Origin of the sequence: Peptoclostridium sp. (assembly GCF_009881055.1) — a bacterium.
In the GTDB taxonomy this organism is placed as follows: domain Bacteria; phylum Bacillota; class Clostridia; order Peptostreptococcales; family Peptostreptococcaceae; genus Peptoclostridium_A.
The window spans coordinates 101781-121096 of the sequence record NZ_WXFG01000032.1; the positions used below are offsets into that span (position 1 = coordinate 101781).

The 19316-nt window shown below is 44.8% G+C and carries 20 protein-coding genes; 18 read left to right on the forward strand and 2 right to left on the reverse strand.

Translation table 11 applies throughout. The features are described from left to right. Positions 1 to 134 precede the first annotated feature (134 nt). Genes GT589_RS09350 through holA form a run of 3 tightly spaced genes read left to right on the forward strand, consistent with a single transcriptional unit; the run spans position 135 to position 3059 of the window. Positions 135 to 749, forward strand: coding sequence for a hypothetical protein (locus GT589_RS09350; protein WP_293398413.1), 615 nt, complete (start codon positions 135 to 137; stop codon positions 747 to 749). A 20-nt stretch (positions 750 to 769) separates the two neighbouring features. Continuing rightward, complete coding sequence (locus GT589_RS09355) at positions 770 to 2044, forward strand: ComEC/Rec2 family competence protein (RefSeq protein ID WP_293398414.1); 1275 nt, start codon at positions 770 to 772, stop codon at positions 2042 to 2044. Continuing rightward, positions 2022 to 3059, forward strand: a complete 1038-nt coding sequence (gene holA / locus GT589_RS09360; RefSeq protein ID WP_293398415.1) for a DNA polymerase III subunit delta — start codon at positions 2022 to 2024, stop codon at positions 3057 to 3059. Before GT589_RS09355 ends, holA begins: the two co-directional genes overlap by 23 nt. 82 nt (positions 3060 to 3141) lie before the next feature. On the opposite strand, the gene rpsT is transcribed toward holA, so the two are convergent. Further along, a complete protein-coding gene (rpsT, locus tag GT589_RS09365; protein ID WP_293398416.1) occupies positions 3142 to 3414 on the reverse strand; it encodes a 30S ribosomal protein S20 in 273 nt (90 codons plus the stop codon). A 190-nt stretch (positions 3415 to 3604) separates the two neighbouring features. On the opposite strand from rpsT, the gene lepA reads away from it, so the two are divergent. The 15 genes from lepA to GT589_RS09440 all read left to right on the forward strand — a co-directional run bounded on the left by lepA (position 3605) and on the right by GT589_RS09440 (position 18759). Then, positions 3605 to 5407 (forward strand): translation elongation factor 4, encoded by a 1803-nt coding sequence (gene lepA, locus GT589_RS09370; RefSeq protein ID WP_293398417.1) that lies wholly within the window; start codon positions 3605 to 3607, stop codon positions 5405 to 5407. A 75-nt stretch (positions 5408 to 5482) separates the two neighbouring features. After that, the gene (gene hemW, locus GT589_RS09375) at positions 5483 to 6649 is read left to right on the forward strand and encodes a radical SAM family heme chaperone HemW (protein ID WP_293398418.1); all 1167 of its coding nucleotides are present in this window, start codon (positions 5483 to 5485) and stop codon (positions 6647 to 6649) included. A gap of 118 nt (positions 6650 to 6767) precedes the next feature. Beyond that, entirely contained in the window at positions 6768 to 7802 is a 1035-nt protein-coding gene (gene hrcA / locus GT589_RS09380; RefSeq protein ID WP_293398419.1) for a heat-inducible transcriptional repressor HrcA, read from the forward strand. Positions 7803 to 7805: 3 nt separating this feature from the next. Beyond that, a complete protein-coding gene (gene grpE / locus GT589_RS09385) occupies positions 7806 to 8384 on the forward strand; it encodes a nucleotide exchange factor GrpE (protein ID WP_442952082.1) in 579 nt (192 codons plus the stop codon). Positions 8385 to 8463: 79 nt separating this feature from the next. Beyond that, positions 8464 to 10317, forward strand: coding sequence for a molecular chaperone DnaK (gene dnaK, locus GT589_RS09390; protein WP_293398421.1), 1854 nt, complete (start codon positions 8464 to 8466; stop codon positions 10315 to 10317). Positions 10318 to 10373: 56 nt separating this feature from the next. Then, entirely contained in the window at positions 10374 to 11522 is a 1149-nt protein-coding gene (gene dnaJ, locus GT589_RS09395) for a molecular chaperone DnaJ (protein WP_330582900.1), read from the forward strand. A 133-nt stretch (positions 11523 to 11655) separates the two neighbouring features. Further along, the gene (gene prmA, locus GT589_RS09400) at positions 11656 to 12597 is read left to right on the forward strand and encodes a 50S ribosomal protein L11 methyltransferase (protein ID WP_293398423.1); all 942 of its coding nucleotides are present in this window, start codon (positions 11656 to 11658) and stop codon (positions 12595 to 12597) included. 2 nt (positions 12598 to 12599) lie between these two features. After that, complete coding sequence (locus tag GT589_RS09405) at positions 12600 to 13355, forward strand: RsmE family RNA methyltransferase (RefSeq protein WP_293398424.1); 756 nt, start codon at positions 12600 to 12602, stop codon at positions 13353 to 13355. Positions 13356 to 13357: 2 nt separating this feature from the next. Then, a complete protein-coding gene (mtaB, locus tag GT589_RS09410) occupies positions 13358 to 14692 on the forward strand; it encodes a tRNA (N(6)-L-threonylcarbamoyladenosine(37)-C(2))-methylthiotransferase MtaB (RefSeq protein ID WP_293398425.1) in 1335 nt (444 codons plus the stop codon). A gap of 17 nt (positions 14693 to 14709) precedes the next feature. After that, positions 14710 to 15054, forward strand: coding sequence for a histidine triad nucleotide-binding protein (locus GT589_RS09415; protein WP_293398426.1), 345 nt, complete (start codon positions 14710 to 14712; stop codon positions 15052 to 15054). A 122-nt stretch (positions 15055 to 15176) separates the two neighbouring features. Beyond that, a complete protein-coding gene (rpsU, locus tag GT589_RS09420; RefSeq protein ID WP_025435715.1) occupies positions 15177 to 15353 on the forward strand; it encodes a 30S ribosomal protein S21 in 177 nt (58 codons plus the stop codon). A 21-nt stretch (positions 15354 to 15374) separates the two neighbouring features. Then, positions 15375 to 15818 (forward strand): GatB/YqeY domain-containing protein, encoded by a 444-nt coding sequence (locus GT589_RS09425; RefSeq protein WP_293398427.1) that lies wholly within the window; start codon positions 15375 to 15377, stop codon positions 15816 to 15818. Positions 15819 to 15973: 155 nt separating this feature from the next. After that, positions 15974 to 17275, forward strand: coding sequence for an NfeD family protein (locus GT589_RS09430; RefSeq protein ID WP_293398428.1), 1302 nt, complete (start codon positions 15974 to 15976; stop codon positions 17273 to 17275). A 3-nt stretch (positions 17276 to 17278) separates the two neighbouring features. After that, positions 17279 to 18271 (forward strand): flotillin-like protein FloA, encoded by a 993-nt coding sequence (gene floA, locus GT589_RS09435; RefSeq protein WP_293398429.1) that lies wholly within the window; start codon positions 17279 to 17281, stop codon positions 18269 to 18271. A 14-nt stretch (positions 18272 to 18285) separates the two neighbouring features. Then, positions 18286 to 18759, forward strand: a complete 474-nt coding sequence (locus GT589_RS09440) for a hypothetical protein (RefSeq protein WP_293398430.1) — start codon at positions 18286 to 18288, stop codon at positions 18757 to 18759. Positions 18760 to 18780: 21 nt separating this feature from the next. Here GT589_RS09440 and ndk read toward each other — a convergent pair whose 3' ends face one another. Further along, positions 18781 to 19179, reverse strand: a complete 399-nt coding sequence (gene ndk, locus GT589_RS09445; protein WP_293398431.1) for a nucleoside-diphosphate kinase — start codon at positions 19177 to 19179, stop codon at positions 18781 to 18783. Positions 19180 to 19316: the final 137 nt, after the last annotated feature.

The following is a 19316-nucleotide window of genomic DNA, read 5'->3' on the forward strand; positions in this document are numbered from 1 at the left end:
TTCCTCCAGTCAAATTCATATGTGTCTATTTATATTTTATCATTTGGATTACAAAAATTGCAATCGGGATTATTGTGCACTAAAAATGGTACTTATATATAAAGCATGCTACTATTTCAGAGTGGGGGTGCGGCATGGGCAGGATTTCAGGAGTGAGCGGCGACAGGATAAAGATATTCGATGTGGAGAGGAAGACGGTAAACAGCGGGGTAAGGGATGTAGATGCAATCAGACGCGTTGAGAAAATCAGGAATGAAACGGCTTATTCGAGCCATAACTACATATTTGAAAGCGATTCATTCTATGAACATCTGAAAAAGGCAAAAGAGAGCATGGCGGAGTTTTCTGTAAACGAATACAACCTCAAAAACCAGATTAAGAGAAGTTCAAACGAATGCGACGATGTGTACGAGAAGATAGTTGAGGCCGTTGCCAGTATTAACAATGCTATAAAATCCATAAAGGTCATGGACTCGTTTGCAGGCGGATACGGCTTTAAGAAAGTGGTCACGCTTGCCGCAGCCTACAGGCACATTGGAAACCTGGGAATAAAATTTGAGGATTCAAGATTTGTAATAGAAGAAAGGCTGCTAAAGGAGTCCTTGATTAGCGGCAGCATGTCTGCCGATATAGTGTTTGACCCGGATTCCGGACTTTTGAAGAAAATATTCAACATACTCGAAAATGCGAAAGCAGACATTATCAACTTCATGCACGGCAGCGGAGGGCTGTTTGACAAAAAACTATAGCATACTTTACGGGTGATATAATGAGCTATTTTACAAGAAGGCCAATAGCCGCAATGTTTGTGGCGTGCATACTGTTTTGCCTCATATATACCGGCATAGACAGCAGAAAAGCTGTCGACTCAGAGCCCAAAAGGGTGCTTATACGCGGCACGGTTGAAAATGTCGCCCGCAAGGCGAGGTGCAACGAATATAAAATAGGCCCATATCTTGTCGTGGACTACGCCAAACAGGGTGAATATAATATGGGGCAAGTGCTTGAGGTGGGCGGAAGGCTCAAGAATTTCCGCGAAATAAGCCTGGACGGCTTCGATTATGGAAGGGTGCTCAGGGCCAAGGGCTACACAGACGTATTATATGCAAGCGACATAGAATCCATAGGCACAGAAAGAAGCCTTTACTACTACTCGGGCCTAATAAAGGCCACAGCCTACAAAAAGATAGAAATCATATTCGGCTCCCACTCACCTTTTGTAAAGGGGATTCTGTTCGGCGACAAAGCAGCAATGGATAGCGAGCTTCTGGAGGCTTTTTCAGACACCGGAATAACCCACATATTTGCCGTCTCGGGGCTCCATGTGGGTATTATATGTGCAATAATATCCCTCCTGCTCAAAAATACGGGGAATACATCCAGAGTGATTGTGGTAACAGGCTTTCTGGCAATATACGCCTTTATGACGGGATTCACGCCTTCGGTCACAAGGGCCGCTCTTTTTTTCATAATAGGCGAGATTGCCTTTTTTATAGGGCGTGAGTATGATTTAAAGTGCGCGCTTTATGCCGCTGCAATAGTGCTGATGCTCAAAAATCCGTATGTCGTATACGATGTTGGATTTTTGCTCTCGTTTTCAGCAGTATTTTCAATATGTGCCTTTTACGGATTGCTGCAGAAAAATGTCGGATTTGCCCCGCTTTCCATGACTCTGAGTGCAAACCTGATGACATGGCCCATAACTTATGCGGTGTTCAAGAACGTCTCGTTGGTATCGCCGATAACAAATGTACTTGTGGTTCCGCTTGTGCCTTTGCTCATGGCGGGCTCGCTTGCGAGCATTTTTTTATCTTTTGTTAGTATTAAGGCTTCTTTTTTTGTAGCGAAAATTGTAATATTAATTGTAGACTACAGCTCTATAGTGGCAATGAAGCTTTCGGACATGAGTTTTGCCAGCATGCAGGCAAGCGAGCCGTCAAAGGGCCTTGTAATCATGTATTATGCGGCGGTAGTGGCATTTGTCATATATTATGAATCGTACAGGGTAAAGGAGCAAAGGAATGCAGCTAAAGGATATCAATAGACAAATAGAAGAAAACAAGCTTAAAACGGCATACCTGCTGCATGGCAGGGAGGTCTATATAATAGAAGAGATAATGCACAAGCTGACAGGCATGCTAATAAAGGATTTTGCAGAGTTCAACCTCTCCATACTTGACGGGGCGGAAACAGGCCTGGCCAAAATAAAGGAGGCATGCGAAACGCTGCCTTTCATGGACCAGAGGAGGCTTGTGATTGTCAAGGAAACAGAGCTGCTTAAGGGAAAACGCAGAAATTTTTCGGAGGAGCAGGAAGCAGAGCTCATAGAATATCTAGCCAGCGTTCCTGAAACGACGGTGCTTGTGTTCTCCGTGCATGGCGAAATCGACGGCAGAAGAAAGCTGGCAAAGGCATTTGTGAAGCTAGGCACATCGCTAAACTGCGACAAGCTTCGCGGAAACGAGCTTATAAACTGGGTGAAGTCTCAGTTCGAAAGCAGGGGCTTGAAAATCAGCCTTTCAGACATAGTCTACTTCCTGAAGCTTTCAGATTACGAGAGCAAGAATTCAGAGAAGACTCTGCAGGATATTGAAAACGAGATAATAAAGCTCTGTTCGTACGTTTCACCAGCTGATGAAATTACAAAATCAGCAATTGAAAGGCTTGCGGCAGTTTCGCTTGAAAATGACATATTCAAGCTTATAGACTGCATAGGAAGAAAACAGGCGGCTGAAGCCATAAGGATATTTGACGAGATGACGGTTCAGGGAAGCTCTGCCATGATGGTGCTGTCGATGATAGCCAGGCAGCTGAGGCTTATGCTTCAGACAAGGGAGCTCAAGGAGTCGGGCTACTCGCCCAAGCAGATAGCTCAAAAGCTCGAGATACATCCGTTTGTGGCAGGCAAGGCCCTTTCAGAGGGGGCTGCCTTTTCGGGAAACCAGGTATCAAGAGCCATAGACGAGTGCGCACAGACCGACTTTAGAATAAAAAGCGGGCTTATAGGCGAGCGTCTTGGAATAGAGCTTCTCATAGCCGAGCTTTGCCTCAAAAAATAGAAAAACCCCAGGATTACTGGGGATTTTTTTCGGGGAATATCGAAATGGGGTGTTGAGACTTTATCCAGATAAAATAGACTTACTACTTTCCAGATACAGCCGCGTTAAGCTTGTCTGCAAGCTGAGAAACCTTTCTTGCTGCTGCATTTTTGTGTATTGTTCCTTTTGCAGCTGTTTGATAGAGTTTCTTTTCAGCGAATCTGAATCTTGAAGTAGCCTCATCTATGTTGCCAGCAGTTAGAGCTTCTTCAAATCTTCTTATAGCAGTTTTAACCTCAGACTTTCTTATCTTGTTAGCCAGAGTTTTCTTTGCTATAACCTTTATTCTCTTCTTAGCTGATTTAATATTAGCCAAATTGTTCACCCCCTACTTGATTTACTTAATAAATTTCAACAAAGACAATTTTATCAAATAAGCGGTAAAAAATCAAGGGAAATTATATATCTAAAATTGTGCTTAAATAACAGTTTACTTGATAATACGCGGCCCTATATGTATAATAAAAATTAGTCGAAAAACACTCATGAAGGGAGATTATCATTTAATGTACAACCAAAGCAGGATACGCAACTTCAGTATTATTGCTCACATAGATCACGGAAAATCAACTCTTGCCGACAGGCTCATAGAATATACCGGACTCTTGTCGCAAAGAGAGATGAAGGCCCAGCTTCTTGATAACATGGATCTTGAAAGGGAAAGAGGAATAACAATAAAGCTTCAGAACGTGAGGCTGAATTACAGGGCAAATGACGGCGAGGACTATGTGCTCAACCTCATAGACACTCCGGGGCACGTGGATTTCAACTACGAGGTTTCAAGGAGCCTTGCTGCCTGCGAAGGAGCCCTGCTAATTGTAGACGCGGCGCAGGGCGTTGAGGCACAGACTCTGGCTAACGTATATCTTGCACTTGACCAGGATCTTGAGATTGTACCGGTTATAAACAAGATAGACCTGCCAAGCGCAAGGCCGGAGGAAATAAAGACTGAAATAGAGGAAATAATAGGCCTGGAGGCTCAGGATGCGCCTCTGATTTCAGCAAAGGAAGGTCTCAACATCAAGGATGTGCTCGAAGCGATTGTAACAAAGATACCTTCGCCAAGCGGCGACTATGACAAGCCGCTCAAGGCTCTCATATTCGACTCGTACTACGACAGCTACAAGGGCGTAGTGGGCTATATAAGAGTGTTCGAGGGCAAGCTCAAAAAAGGCATGAAGATAAAAATGATGGCCACAGGCAAAATGTTTGAGGTCACCGAGGTGGGCGTAATGGCTCCCGGTCAGACACCCGTTGACGAGCTGAGAGCGGGAGAGGTTGGCTACGTGGCTGCAAGCATAAAGGAAATAAGAAGCTGCCGCGTTGGAGATACGATAACTGACGCCGATAATCCTACATCAGATCCTCTTGCAGGCTACAAGAAGGCCATTCCGATGGTTTACTGCGGAATCTATCCTGGAGAGGGCGAAAAGTATGAAAACCTCAGGGACGCGCTCGAAAAGCTCCAGGTAAACGATGCGGCGCTCGAATACGAGCCTGAGACTTCTGCTGCACTGGGCTTTGGCTTCAGATGCGGATTTTTGGGACTTCTGCACATGGAGATAATGCAGGAAAGGCTCGAGAGAGAATTCGACCTTAACATAATAACAACTGCGCCGTCGGTTCTGTACAAGGTATACATGAACAGCGGCGAGATAATAATGATACAAAATCCTTCGGATCTTCCGCCGGCAACAGAGCTGTCTCACATAGACGAGCCTATCGTTAAGGCCGACATAATAGTTCCTTCCGATTATGTGGGGGCGGTTATGGAACTCTCCCAGGAGAGAAGGGGCAACATGATAGACATGGAGTATATAGACACAAAGAGGGTAATGCTCCATTACGAGCTGCCTCTCAATGAGGTCATATACGATTTCTTTGACGCACTAAAGACCAGAACAAGAGGATACGGCTCGTTCGACTACGAGTTCAAGGAATACAGGGAATCTGACCTTGTGAAGCTGGATATAATGATAAACAAGGAAAAGGTGGATGCGCTTTCTTTCATAGTGCACGAGAGCAGAGCCTACAAGAGGGGCAAGGCCATGTGTGAAAAGCTAAAGGAAGAGATACCAAAGCACCAGTTCATAATTCCAATACAGGCTTCAATAGGCAACAAGATTATCGCGAGGGAGACTATAAGCGCCTACAGAAAAGACGTGCTTGCAAAATGCTACGGCGGAGACATATCGCGTAAGAGAAAGCTTCTAGAAAAGCAAAAAGAGGGCAAGAAGAGGATGAGGCAGGTTGGTTCTGTCGAGGTTCCTCAGAAGGCATTCATGTCTGTGCTTAAGGTTGAAAAATAAATTCTTACAAAAAGCCAAGGGGACGGTTCTCTTGGCTTTTTGCTTCAAGAGAAAAATAATAAAGAGGTATTTAATATGGGAGCAGGACTATATGTGCACATTCCGTTTTGCGTAAAAAAATGCAGCTATTGCGACTTCAACTCGTTTTGCGTTGAAAGCATGCTAGGTGAAAGAGAAGTTTTTCTGGATTATCTGATTAGAGAGCTGCGAATGCAGACACTAAGGCTAAGAGACAAATCCTTGAGCAGCATATTCATAGGCGGGGGAACACCCAGCCTGCTCCAGTCACAGGAAATGCACCAGCTGATGGATGCCATACACGCGAATTTCAAAGTTGAAGCAGGGGCAGAAATAACAATGGAGGCAAATCCAAAGACCCTAAGCGAAGCCAAGCTAAGGGACATGAGGAGCCTTGGGATAAACAGACTCAGCATGGGGCTCCAGGCGGCCCAAAACCACATACTTCAGCTTCTTGGAAGAGTACACACGTATGAGGATTTTGTTGAAAATTATAAGCAGGCCCGCAAAGCTGGCTTTGAAAACATAAACATAGACGTCATGTTTTCGATTCCCACACAGACTATAGGCGAGTGGGTGGATACACTTTGCAAGGTGACGGGACTTGAGCCGGAACATATCTCAGCCTATTCCCTGATAGTGGAGGAAGGTACAAAAATGCAAAGCCTTATAGACCAGGGTATCCTCAATGAGCTCGACGAGAGGAGCGACAGGAGGATGTACCATGCATGCAGGAGTTTTTTGCGCAAAAAAGGGTATGCCCAGTACGAAATATCCAACTTTGCAAGGGTAGGATATGAATCGAGGCACAACATAATGTACTGGAAATGCTCGGACTATCTAGGACTAGGCCCTGGGGCACACTCATATATAGGCGGCGAGAGGTTCTGCAATTTGGAAGGCCTGCGCGAATATTTCGAAAGCATTGACAAGGATGTAGTGCCGATAGAAAGCTCAAACAAGCTGATTCTCAAAGATAAGATTGAGGAAGCGATGTTCATGGGCCTCAGGATGAACGAGGGCGTAGATCTGCAAGTGCTTTCAAAAAAGCTTGGAGCGGATTTGAAGGGCATGTATTCGAAAAAAATAGAAAAGCTTGTGGGGCAAAGGCTCCTAAAAAGAGTCGTGAAAAACGGGAGTGAAATGATTGCATTGACTAACAAGGGAATTGATCTAAGCAATTCCGTGTTTGTTGAATTTTTACTTGAAGATGATGCTATGTAATATCCTTGACAAAGAAAACTAATAGTGATATTTTAAAAAAGAAGATGTTAGCACTCTTGCTTGCCGAGTGCTAAATAGATCAGCCGGCCTTTTTGACGAATACAGGGGTGTATTGATTATGAATTTGAGTGGAAGAAAGCTAAAAATACTCGAGGCCATAATAAATGATTATATATTTTCAGCAGAGCCCATAGGTTCTAAGAGTGTTTCTCAAAATCATGACCTCAATATAAGCGCAGCGACTATAAGGAATGAAATGTCGGATCTTGAGGAGCTGGGTTATCTTGCGCAGCCGCACACATCATCTGGAAGGATTCCCACTGAAAAGGGATACAGGCTGTATGTGGAGAGCATGATGCAGGAAGGGATACTTGACGGTCAGCAGAAGAGGGTGATAGACGACTCACTCTTTAGGAGGCACGGCGAGGTTCAAAAGCTTCTCGACGACGCGCTCAGGCTGATGTCGGAGTTCACAAGCTATACGGCAGTAGCACTTACGCCCAAGTTCAATGAGAGCAGAATCAGAAATCTGCAGCTTGTTTTCGTGAGCTCAAGCAACATAATGCTGATAGTCGTCATGGAAAGCGGCCTCATCAGGAACCTGATTCTGAATACTAGTCATGAAATAAGCCAGGACAAGCTTAACATAATATCATCGATGCTGAATGAGAGGCTTTCCGGGAAGACAATAGAGCAGATAGACCATAGGTTCATAAATTATCTGAAGACGAAAATTTATGAATACAGCGAATTCCTCGACCAGCTGCTTGAGGGCATAAGCATGAATTCCCTGGCGCTTGAGGACATAGAGATACTCGCAGAAGGAAAGACGAACATACTGGATTTTCCTGAATTCAACAATATATCAAAAGCGAGAGCTTTTCTTGATATGCTAGGCCAGAAGGATACTATGCTGCAAATACTAAATTCAGCAGGAATCCAAAGGGAGAATATAAACATACTAATAGGGGCAGAAAATCTGTGTGACATATCAAAGGACTGCAGCATACTGACTGCAACATACAAGCTGGGCGACAAGACCATAGGCAAAATAGGAATCATAGGCCCTACAAGAATGGATTATTCAAGGGTTTTCTCAATAATGAATTATGTTTCTCAAAGACTGGATAGATTTATAAAAAGTGAATTTTAAGGGGTGTGGAAATTGGAGAACAAAAAAGAGTTTGAACAAGCGATGGACGAGCAGCAGGAGCAATCTGCTGAATGCGAAATGCTCGAGGAGGAGTTTGCGCAGACTGAGGGAGAACTTGAACCAGAAACAGAAACTAAGGAGAGCGATCCCAGAGACATCGAAATTCAGGAACTGAAAAATTCCCTCCAGAGGCTTCAGGCGGATTTCGTCAACTTCAGAAGAAGAGTTGAAAAAGAAAAGGATCAGATTTCAGTTTTTGCAAATGAAAAGATATTGACCGAGCTCCTGCCGGTTATTGACAATCTTGAAAGAGCGCTTATTTCGTGTGCCGAACATGAAAAAGAAAGCTCTGTATATAGCGGTGTTGAGCTTGTGCTCAGGCAGATGATAGATACCCTTGGTAAATTTGGACTTGAAAAGATAGATGCGACAGACTGCGAGTTCGACCCGAATATTCACCACGCAGTGATGAATGAAGAAAGGGAAGATGTGGAAGCAGGCATAGTAGTAGAGGTGTTCCAGCATGGATACAAGCTCTCAGATAAGGTAATAAGGCCTTCGATGGTAAAGGTTTCAAAGTGAAAAACTGTATATAGCAGTTAAAAAAATATAGATTACATCATAAATCTCAGAAATCAATTATTTTAGGAGGAATGGTGACATGGGAAAAATCATAGGAATTGACCTTGGAACGACTAACTCGTGCGTAGCAGTTGTGGAAGGCGGCGAGCCTGTAGTAATTACTAATGCGGAGGGCATGAGAACTACCCCGTCAGTAGTGGCGTTCGGCAAGGATGGAGAAAAGATAGTTGGAGAACCTGCTAAAAGGCAGGCTGTTACAAACCCAGAAAGAACTATAATGTCAATAAAAAGAGAGATGGGAAGAGACCACAAGGTTCACATAGACGGCAAGGATCTCTCGCCGCAGGAAATATCTGCAATGATACTTCAAAAGCTTAAGGCTGATGCTGAAAGCTACCTTGGCGAGCCTGTAAACGACGCAGTAATTACTGTGCCGGCATACTTTACTGACGCACAAAGACAGGCGACTAAGGATGCTGGAAGAATCGCCGGGCTTAACGTAGTGAGGATAATAAACGAGCCTACTGCTGCAGCTCTTGCTTATGGACTTGACAAGGCACATGAGGAGCAAAAGATACTCGTTTTCGACCTTGGCGGAGGAACGTTCGACGTTTCAATACTTGAGATAGGTGACGGCGCAATAGAGGTTCTGGCTACAAGCGGAAACAACCATCTTGGTGGAGACGACTTTGACCAGAGGCTGCTAGACTACATGGCTGACGAATTCCAAAAGGCTGAAGGTGTTGACCTCAGAGCTGACAGAATGAGCCTTCAAAGACTAAGAGAGGCTGCAGAAAAGGCAAAGAAGGAACTCTCGAGCGTTATGACAACTAACGTAAACCTGCCTTTCATCACTGCTACTCACACAGGCCCTAAGCACCTCAACATGGATATAACAAGAGCCAAATTTAACGAGCTAACTGCGGACCTTGTTGAAAAAAGCATGGAGCCTACAAGAAACGCACTCAGGGATGCAGGGCTTCAGCCTTCAGACCTTGACAAGGTGCTGCTTGTGGGAGGTTCGACACGTACTCCTGCGGTTCAAGAGGCGATAAAGAAGATAATAGGGATAGAGCCTGACAAGGGCATAAATCCGGACGAGTGCGTTGCAGTAGGAGCGGCAATACAGGGAGGAATACTTGGCGGCGAAGTGAAGCACGATCTGCTTCTGCTCGATGTAACTCCACTTTCGCTTGGAATAGAGACTCTCGGCTCTGTAATGACAAAGATTATTGAAAGAAACACTACAATACCTACTAAGAAGTCACAGGTGTTCTCAACAGCAGCAGACAACCAGACAGCCGTGGATATACACGTGCTTCAGGGTGAAAGATCGATGGCTTCTGACAACGTGACACTTGGAAGATTCCAGCTAACAGATATACCTGCGGCTCCAAGAGGAATACCTCAGATAGAGGTTACATTTGATATAGATGCCAACGGCATAGTTCACGTTACGGCAAAAGACCTTGGCACAGGAAAGCAGCAGGCTATAACAATAACATCTTCTACAAACCTTACAGAGGACCAGATACAGCAGAAGGTTAAAGAGGCTGAATTGAATGCCGCAAAGGACAAGGAAAGAAAAGAGAAGATTGAAGCTGTAAATCATGCAGAGTCAACCATATATCAGACTGAAAAGACGCTCAAGGAAGTTGAAGGCAAAGTTTCTGATGCAGATAAGAAATCGGTTGAAGAGGCAATAGAGGCGTTAAGAAAAGTCAAGGACAACCAGGATTCAAGCGCTGAAGACATACAAAAGGCGATGGAAGAGCTTATGAACAAGATGCATCCTATCTCCCAGAAGCTTTATGAAGAAGCATCAAAGCACGCCGGAGAATCTCAGGCAGGAGCTGCAGGCGGAGAGCATGCAGGAGGAAAGGCCGAGGATGTAGTAGACGCGGATTACGAAGTAGTTGACGATGAAAAATAATTTGAATGGCTTGTGGTTTACCACAAGCCATTATTTTGGCAAGGCGGTGATTGTTATTGAGTAAAAGGGATTACTATGAAACTCTCGGGGTTTCAAAGGAAGCTGACGATAAGGATATAAAGAAGGCGTACAGAAAGCTTGCCATGAAGTACCACCCTGACAAGAATGCTGGCGACAAGGAGTCCGAAGAAAAGTTCAAGGAGATAAACGAGGCCTACCAAGTGCTCTCGGATCCTCAAAAGCGAAGGGCTTACGACCAGTTCGGTCATGCCGGAGTGGACGGAGGCGGCTTTGGACAGGGCGGATATGGACAGGGCTTTGGCGGCGGCTTTGGCGGGTTTGAGGACATATTCGGCGATGTGTTCGGAGACATGTTTGGTGGGGGGTTCGGAGGAAGCGCAAGAAGGAGAAATGCACCCCAAAAGGGAAACGACATAAGGTATGACGCCCGGATAAAATTTGAAGAGGCAGCTTTTGGCGTAGACCGGGAGATAAAAATAGACAGGCAGGAAGAGTGCGAGGTGTGCGGCGGAAGCGGCGCAAAGCCTGGAACTTCGAGGAAGACATGCCCAACCTGCGGCGGAAGCGGTGAAATAAAAACTTACAAGGATACAATGTTCGGCAGGATGGTAAGTGCGACTACATGCCACAATTGCAGGGGCGAAGGAACTATCGTGGAACAGCCGTGTGAGAATTGCCAAGGTCGGGGAAGGGTAAGAAAGACAAAGAAGATTGAAATAAAAATCCCTGCTGGTGTGGATGACGGTTCCGTAATAAAGCTTTCGGGAGAGGGTGAACCGGGACTGCGGGGAGGCCCTAGAGGAGACCTTTACGTAGCCATATCAGTAGAGCCTCATGAGCTATTTAAAAGGGACGGCTACGACATATACTATGACATACCAATAACATTTGTACAGGCGGCACTCGGCGACGAGATAGAGGTGCCTACACTCGACGGCAAGGTCAAGTACAAGGTGGCTGAGGGCACTCAGTCGGGAACTGTCTTCAGGCTGAAGGGCAAAGGCGTGCCTCACCTTAGAACTGGAGCCAGAGGCGACCAGTATGTCAAGGTTGTAGTCGAGGTTCCTAGAAGCCTTTCAGAAAAGCAAAAGGAAATACTCAGGGATTTTGCAAAGGAAACCGGCGAGGAAGTTCACGAGCAGAAGAAGGGCTTTTTTGAAAAGGTGAAAGATAAACTGAAATAGAGCTTTCTTTTTAAGAAAGTTCTATTTTTTGTCTGTTTTAAGCAGGCATAAGATATGGCAAAAAAAAACTGTATGATATATAATATTTAAAGTAATTCATACCTGAAAATACTTTTTTAAGGAAGGGATCTCTATGAAATGGACCGAAATTACAATCAAAACTACAACAGAAGCGGTAGAGGCTGTCACGAGCATATTATACGAGGCGGAAGTAGGTGGAATAGTTATAGAAGATCCAAATGATTTCTTGTTTCAGGAAAAGGACGAAAAGGCTTGGGACTATGTAGATGAAACCATATTCGACACAGGCTATGAAGGCGTTGTAATCAAGGCGTATCTTGCTGAAGAGAAAAACATAGTAGCCGAGCTGGAGATGATTAGGGAAAAAATAAAGAGGCTTCCTGAATACGGCCTTGAAATAGGCGAAGGCAGCGTTGAAATAAGCGAAGTAGACGATAGCGACTGGGCGGATTCCTGGAAAAAATACTACAAGCCTACAAAGATAGGAGACAGAATTGTAATAAAGCCCACATGGGAAGAATATTCAAAGACAGAAGGAGAGCTTGTAATAGAGCTTGACCCCGGCATGGCATTTGGAACAGGGACCCATGAGACTACAAGCATGTGCATAAGGGCACTCGAAGAATATGTGACTCCGGATAAGACTGTGTTCGACATAGGCTGCGGCAGCGGTATACTTTCGATAGTGGCTGCAAAGCTTGGAGCCCACAGGGTAATAGGCGGGGACTTCGACGAGGTGGCAGTAAAGGTGGCAAACGAAAATGTAGCACTCAATGGAGTAGGAGCCACTGTTGACATAAGGCTTGGAAACCTACTTGAGGTTGTCGAGGGGAGTGCAGATATAGTAGTTGCAAACATAATAGCAGACGTCATAATTATGCTTTCAAAGGATGTGCCTAAGATTATAAAGCCTGGTGGAATATTTATATCCTCGGGCATAATACACGAAAAGCTGGATTCAGTGCAGGACGCTCTAGTGTCAAACGGTTTTGAGATAATTAAGGTTGAAAAGATGGGTGAATGGGCAGCCGTAGTTTCCAAGAAGGGTGAATAGATTTGGACAGATTCTTTGCTGATAACATAGATTACGAAAAGGGAATTTGCAGCATAAGCGATGAAGAAGAGGTAAAACACATTTCCAGGGTGCTAAGGCTCACAGAAGGGGAAAAACTCGAGATTTGCGACGGCAGGCAAAGGGAGTTCATATGCAAAATAAGCAGCATATCCAAAAAAGAGGTGCTGCTTGAATTGCTTGAAGAAGTGAACGTGCAGCGGGAGCCGAAGCTGCAGGTTACCGTATATCAGGGGCTGCCCAAGGCGCAAAAATTCGAGCTTATAGTCCAAAAACTAACTGAGGTTGGAGTGTCGAGGATTGTACCGCTTGAGACTGCCAGAAGCATTGTAAAGCTTGACTCAAAGAGCGAGCTCAAAAAGGCGGACAGATGGGAGAAGATAATCCTGGGCGCCGCCAAGCAGAGCAAAAGAGGCATGCTGCCAAGGCTTGAGCAGCCGATGAGTCTATCGCAGGCAATATGCGATACTGAAAGGAACGATGTGAATATAGTCCCATACGAGAACGAGCAGTCAAATCCAATCGGGAAGGTTCTAAGAAGTCTTGTCGAAAAGCCGGGGAGCATAGGGATATTCATAGGCCCCGAAGGCGGCTTTGAAGAGTTTGAAATAGAAATGCTATCAGAAAAAGGCGTCATTCCTGTTACGCTAGGGAAGAGGATACTGCGCACGGAAACAGCAGCAATTGTGAGCTCGGCTATAGTGCTTTATGAGCTCTCGGATTTAGGAGGAGTTGTATAAATTTGAAGGATATTAACAAAAAGCACTCGAAAACAGTGGGGATATTGACACTCGGGTGCAAGGTCAACCAGTATGAGACAACTGCCATGGAGGAGCTCTTCAGGAAAAGCGGCTATACGGTTGTAGATGCAGATGACAAGGCGGACGTATACATTATAAATTCATGCACCGTAACCCACATGAGCGACAAGAAGTCGAGGCAGTTTCTGAGAAGGGCAAGGCGTATTAGTCCTGATGCAGTCATTGCAGTTACAGGCTGCTATTCACAGGTGGCTCCTGACGAAGTCATAAATATACCAGAGGTAGATGTCATAGTAGGAACGAAGGACAAGTCGAGGATAGTAGAAATACTTGAAAATGCTATGCCGGGCGAGAAGCTGTGCAGAGTGGAAGATATAATGCAGCCTATGGAATTTGAGGAGATGCACATAGAGGGAGCCAGCGGGAAGACAAGAGCTTATGTGAAGGTGCAGGACGGGTGCAATCGCTTCTGTTCTTACTGCATAATTCCATACGCAAGGGGAAGTATAAGAAGCCGGAGCATAGACAACATAGTTGATGAGGTAAGCCGTCTTGCGGAACTTGGATTCAAGGAGATAGTACTGACGGGCATCAACGTTGCATGCTACGGTCAGGACGTTGGCGCAGGGGGATTTCTTGATGCAATAAAAGCTGTGCATTCGGTAGATGGCATAGAAAGAATAAGAATGAGCTCTGTCGAGCCGGACATGCTTACAGATGGGTTCATACAAGAGCTGTCAGGGCTTGAAAAGGTATGCCCGCATTTTCATCTTTCAATACAAAGCGGCTGCAATAATACGCTTTCAAGGATGAACAGAACGTACACTACAGAAAAACTAAAACACATAATTGGAAAGCTCAGAGAAAGCTTTGGCAATGTGGCTCTTACAACCGACATAATAGTAGGCTTTCCGGGAGAGACTGACGAGGAGTTCGAAACCACGTATGAATTCCTGAAGGAAGTCAAGCTATTTCAGATGCACATATTTAAATATTCTCCGCGGAAGGGAACGCCTGCGGCAACTATGGCCGGTCAGGTCGATCCTCATAAAAAGCAGGAAAGAAGCGAAAGACTTATTTCGCTTTCAAGTGCAAACCAAAACGAGTTTATGGAAAAAATGATTGGACGTGCAGAAAATGTGCTTTTTGAGCAGAAGACAGGAGAAAACACGTATGAAGGTCATACTTCAAACTATGTCAAGGTGCGTACAATAAGTGATTCTGATATCGAAGGAAGCATGCAAAAGGTTGCGCTAAACGAAGTAAAGGGCGAGTATATACATGGAATAATAATTCAAGAGAATGACATACAATAACTTAGGGGGTGGCTGTAGTGGACAACTGCATTTTCTGCAAGATAGCTAATGGTGAAATACCTTCAAACAAGGTGTATGAGGATGAAAAAGTGCTGGCTTTCAGGGACATAAAACCAGTTGCGCCTGTTCATATACTGGTGGTGCCCAAGAAGCACTATGCCAGCATAATGGATATAGCAGGCGAAGAAATGGACATAACAGCACATGTAAGCACAGTAATACAGAGGATAGCCAAAGAGGAAGGAATAGCCGCAGATGGCTTCAGAGTAGTGATAAATTGCGGCAAAAATGGCGGCCAGGAGGTTGACCACCTTCATTACCACATACTTGCAGGAAGAAACCTTACATGGCCTCCGGGTTAAAAAAAGGTTGAAGAATTACCCAGTTTATATTATAATGACTAGGTACGGAATTCATCAATTTTCACAGCTTATTCGACGCTATAATTGAAGCAGTATTGTTAGTAATGGAGGGAGGGAAGAGAATGCCAGCAGAAATAAAAATCAAAGAGAATGAGACTTTAGATAGCGCTCTTAGAAGATTTAAACGTGAATGTGCTACATCTGGTATACTGTCTGAGATAAGAAAAAGAGAACATTACGAAAAGCCTAGTGAGAAGCGTAAAAAACTAAAGGCCGGAAGAAAAAAGAAGAGCAAATAGTCTTGTAAGAGGTGAATAAAAATGGCCCTTAAAGACCAGCTTATGGACGACTTGAAGCAGTCCATGAAAGACAAGGACAATCTTAAGAAATCTGTGATTACGCTTGTAAGGTCAGCTATTAAGCAGTATGAGGTGGATAACAGAGTTGAGGCTGATGACGATAAGGTCATAGACACAATATCCAAGCAGCTGAAACAAAGAAGAGATTCCCTTGTTGAATTTGAAAAAGCTCAGAGGGAAGATCTTGTAGAGCAGACTAAAAAAGAAATAGATGTTTTGGTATCTTATCTCCCTGAACAAATGAGCGCAGAAGAAGTAAAAAGCATTGTTTTGCAGACTATAAGCGAAACAGGAGCGTCATCAGTGAAAGACATGGGAAGGCTTATGGCTGCCCTTATGCCCAAGCTGAAGGGCAAGGCTGATGGGAAGCTTATAAACGAAATAGCAAAAGAATTATTACAATAGATACGAGAGGCAAACTTAGTTTTGCCTCTTTGTTTTATTTCCGGAATAAGTTTAATGTTATATTATGAGGGTAACTCTATAAATGTAGCCGTAGATGTGGCTGTGAATAAATATATCCGTATTTGCATTTATTCGATGGAGAAAAGAGGGTGGGGATGAAAAAACTATATCTATGCAGCGTAGCTTTTGTTGTAGCAGTTTTGGTGGCTGTGTCAGGCCTGTTCACCGGCTTCGCACAGGAGAAGGAGAAAGTTTATGTAATCAATGTAAAAAGCGAAATAACTCCCGGACTTTTCAGCTACATTAAGAGTTCCTTGAACAAGGCAGAGGAGGAGGGAGCTTCACTTGTGCTGCTTGATATCGACACCTACGGAGGCAGGATCGATTCGGCAGTAAATATAAGTGACATCATACTTGAAAGCGACATGAAGACTGTTGCGTACATAAACAAAAAGGCAATTTCGGCAGGAGTGCTTGTGAGCATATCCTGCGACAAGATTTACATGGCACCAAGCGCCACGATAGGCTCAGCCGAAACAATACCGGCTACGGAAAAGAACATGTCATACTGGAAAAAACAGCTCAAGACTGTAGCCGAGCAGAAGGGGAGAAACCCTGAGCTTGTAATGGCGATGGCAGATAAGGACATTGAAATCGAAGGCGTTGTCGAAAAGGGCAAGCTTCTGAACCTAACGACTGAGGAGGCGCTAAAACTTAATTTTGTTGACGGCAAGGCTTCGTCAAGGGGAGATGTATACAGGAGCCTGGGAATAGAGAGCTTCAGCGAAAACGTGCTTGAATCAACGCCAATTGAAGACTTTATTAATGTAATAAGCTCTTCATATGTTGCGCCGCTCCTGCTTGCGCTGGGCTTTATTGGTCTTGTAGTTGAAATAATTACGCCCGGATTTGGAATCGGAGGATTGCTTAGTATAATAGGCTTTTCACTCTTTTTCATGGGCTCGATAATGGGAGGAAATGCACACTTGCTTTCTGTTGTGTTGTTTATCGCAGGAATAGCAATGCTCATAGCGGAGGCTGCCGCCCCTGGATTTGGAGTGTTTGGAACGCTTGGAATTGCAGGCGTAGTCTTGAGCATAGTAATGGCATCCAGTTCTCTGACACTGGCGCTCGTATACATGCTAGTAGCGCTTGTGCTGACTGTCGCAGTTGTAGCGCTTATATTCAAGAAGCTTCCAAAGCGAAAGCTGGCAAAGACGCTCCTGCTCGATACCAATTTGAGCAAGGAGTCGGGATTCATTCCTGCCAAGGAGATGCTCGAGTATATAGACAGGGAAGGAAGAGCAGTATCATTCCTGAGGCCCTCAGGCAAAATCGAGATAGACAACGAGATACTCGATGCCGTATCTGACGGTGAATTCATCCAGAAGGATGAACTGGTAAAAGTCGTAAGGGTTGAAGGAAGCAAAATTATAGTCAGAAAAAAGGGGGAATAGTAAATGGCATACCTGGGAACAATTTTGATGGTTGGAATTATAGTAATATTCATTTCGCTGTTTTTCAGTTTCATACCGGTAGGGCTTTGGATTACAGCACTCTTTTCCGGAGTTAAGGTTTCCATACTAACACTTGTGGGTATGAGGTTCAGACGTGTATCTCCATCCAGGATTGTAAATCCTATGATAAAGGCAACGAAGGCAGGACTCGATCTTAGCATAGACAAGCTCGAGGCTCACTACCTTGCGGGTGGCAACGTGGATTCTGTCGTAAATGCGCTGATTGCAGCTCAAAGGGCCAACATAGAGCTTGGCTTTGAACAGGCAGCTGCTATTGACCTTGCCGGAAGAGATGTGCTCCAGGCTGTACAGGTGAGCGTTAATCCAAAGGTTATAGAGACTCCTAAGATTGCAGCAGTTGCAAAAAATGGAATAGAAGTAATAGCAAGAGCAAGGGTAACTGTAAGAGCCAACATAGGCAGACTTGTTGGAGGAGCCGGGGAAGAGACTATAATTGCACGTGTGGGTGAAGGTATAGTTACAACAGTAGGCTCTGCAGAGACTCACAAGCAGGTGCTTGAAAATCCGGACAGAATATCAAGGACTGTACTTGAAAAGGGCCTTGACGCTGGAACGGCATTTGAAATACTGTCCATAGACATAGCAGATGTTGACGTCGGCAGGAACATAGGAGCCCAGCTTCAGACTGACCAGGCAGAAGCCGACAAGAAGATTGCACAAGCGAAGGCCGAGGAAAGAAGAGCCATGGCTATAGCGAAAGAGCAGGAGATGAAGGCTATGGTTGAGGAAATGAGGGCAAAAGTTGTAGAGGCAGAAGCTCAGGTGCCACTTGCAATAGCGGAAGCCTTCAGAAACGGCAATCTCGGAGTTATGGATTACTACAACATGAAGAATGTAATGGCAGACACCCATATGAGGGAGTCAATTTCAGGAACAGCCGGAATCAAATCAGACAAGCCTGAAGACAATAAGTAAAAGGGCGTGATGACTTGGAAGGTATTTTATGGATAATATTCCTTATAATCATCAACAACATTTTCGGTAAGAAGAAAACGGGCACAGCTGCCAGAAAGCCACAGCTACCGCAGCCACAGCGCAAATCAAAGCCTGCAGCCAGGGGCATTGAAGACTACTTCAAAGAAATAGCCCAGAAGGTGCAGGAGCAGTACCAGCTTGAAACACAGCCTCCTGTTGGAGAGATGCAGGAGGAGGTGTTTCAGCCAGCGCGCGAGGGAGAGTCTGTAAAAGCAAAATCCTTCGTTAAGAAACAGCAGTCCGTAAAGTCTGACGCAGTGAGCATGGCCGCCGCAGCACCGTTTGAGCATGACGAAAGTCACCCTATCTATGGCAAATCCCGGATTTCATCGGGTTCAGGTCTTTTTGATAAAAGGGAAGACATAGCTAGGGGAATAATATACTCGGAAATACTCTCAAAGCCTCTCAGTATGAGGAAAAGAAATTAAGCTGCCGAAAGGCAGCTTTTTTTATCCAAACCATATGCTATACTCTCGTTCGAATCCAGACTGGGAGTCTGAGGCGTGCACTAGGTTTTGGGTGATTGAGCAGGCGAAGTCCCCGCGTATGCTCCCGAGCTCGGCGCTCATGAAGTTTGTTGCGCCGTTTATCTTCCTGACAAGGCTTACGGCATTCTCGCCGCAGAGCACAAGGACGACTACGGGGCCGCTGCTCATGTAGTCCGAAAGCTCGTTGAAAAAGTCTTTATCGACATGTTCTATGTAGTGTTTGCGCAACATATCTGACGAGGGCCTTAAAAACCGCATTTCACTGATTTGGAGCATACGGGCTTCATAACGGCTTATTATTTTTCCTACAAGGCCGCGTCTTACACCGTCGGGTTTGATTAGAACTAGTGTTTTTTCCATAACTACATCTCCTCGTATACTATGATTAACGGCGAATTTCCAAATAAATAATGGATATCGCCAAATGTACCTTGATAACTGAATATTTATTTAACCCTTTTCCGTTATGAATATAGACCTACAACCAAGCTTGTTCT

Excerpts from the sequence above, each read along its gene's own strand:
- prmA (WP_293398423.1), top strand. The coding sequence starts at position 11,656 with ATGAAATGGACCGAAATTACAATCAAAACTACAACAGAAGCGGTAGAG.
- GT589_RS09425 (WP_293398427.1), top strand. The coding sequence starts at position 15,375 with ATGGCCCTTAAAGACCAGCTTATGGACGACTTGAAGCAGTCCATGAAA.
- hemW (WP_293398418.1), top strand. The coding sequence starts at position 5,483 with ATGGGAGCAGGACTATATGTGCACATTCCGTTTTGCGTAAAAAAATGC.
- dnaK (WP_293398421.1), top strand. The coding sequence starts at position 8,464 with ATGGGAAAAATCATAGGAATTGACCTTGGAACGACTAACTCGTGCGTA.
- holA (WP_293398415.1), top strand. The coding sequence starts at position 2,022 with ATGCAGCTAAAGGATATCAATAGACAAATAGAAGAAAACAAGCTTAAA.
- GT589_RS09355 (WP_293398414.1), top strand. The coding sequence starts at position 770 with ATGAGCTATTTTACAAGAAGGCCAATAGCCGCAATGTTTGTGGCGTGC.
- floA (WP_293398429.1), top strand. The coding sequence starts at position 17,279 with ATGGCATACCTGGGAACAATTTTGATGGTTGGAATTATAGTAATATTC.
- rpsU (WP_025435715.1), top strand. The coding sequence starts at position 15,177 with ATGCCAGCAGAAATAAAAATCAAAGAGAATGAGACTTTAGATAGCGCT.
- GT589_RS09350 (WP_293398413.1), top strand. The coding sequence starts at position 135 with ATGGGCAGGATTTCAGGAGTGAGCGGCGACAGGATAAAGATATTCGAT.
- lepA (WP_293398417.1), top strand. The coding sequence starts at position 3,605 with ATGTACAACCAAAGCAGGATACGCAACTTCAGTATTATTGCTCACATA.
- ndk (WP_293398431.1), bottom strand. The coding sequence starts at position 19,179 with ATGGAAAAAACACTAGTTCTAATCAAACCCGACGGTGTAAGACGCGGC.
- GT589_RS09430 (WP_293398428.1), top strand. The coding sequence starts at position 15,974 with ATGAAAAAACTATATCTATGCAGCGTAGCTTTTGTTGTAGCAGTTTTG.
- hrcA (WP_293398419.1), top strand. The coding sequence starts at position 6,768 with ATGAATTTGAGTGGAAGAAAGCTAAAAATACTCGAGGCCATAATAAAT.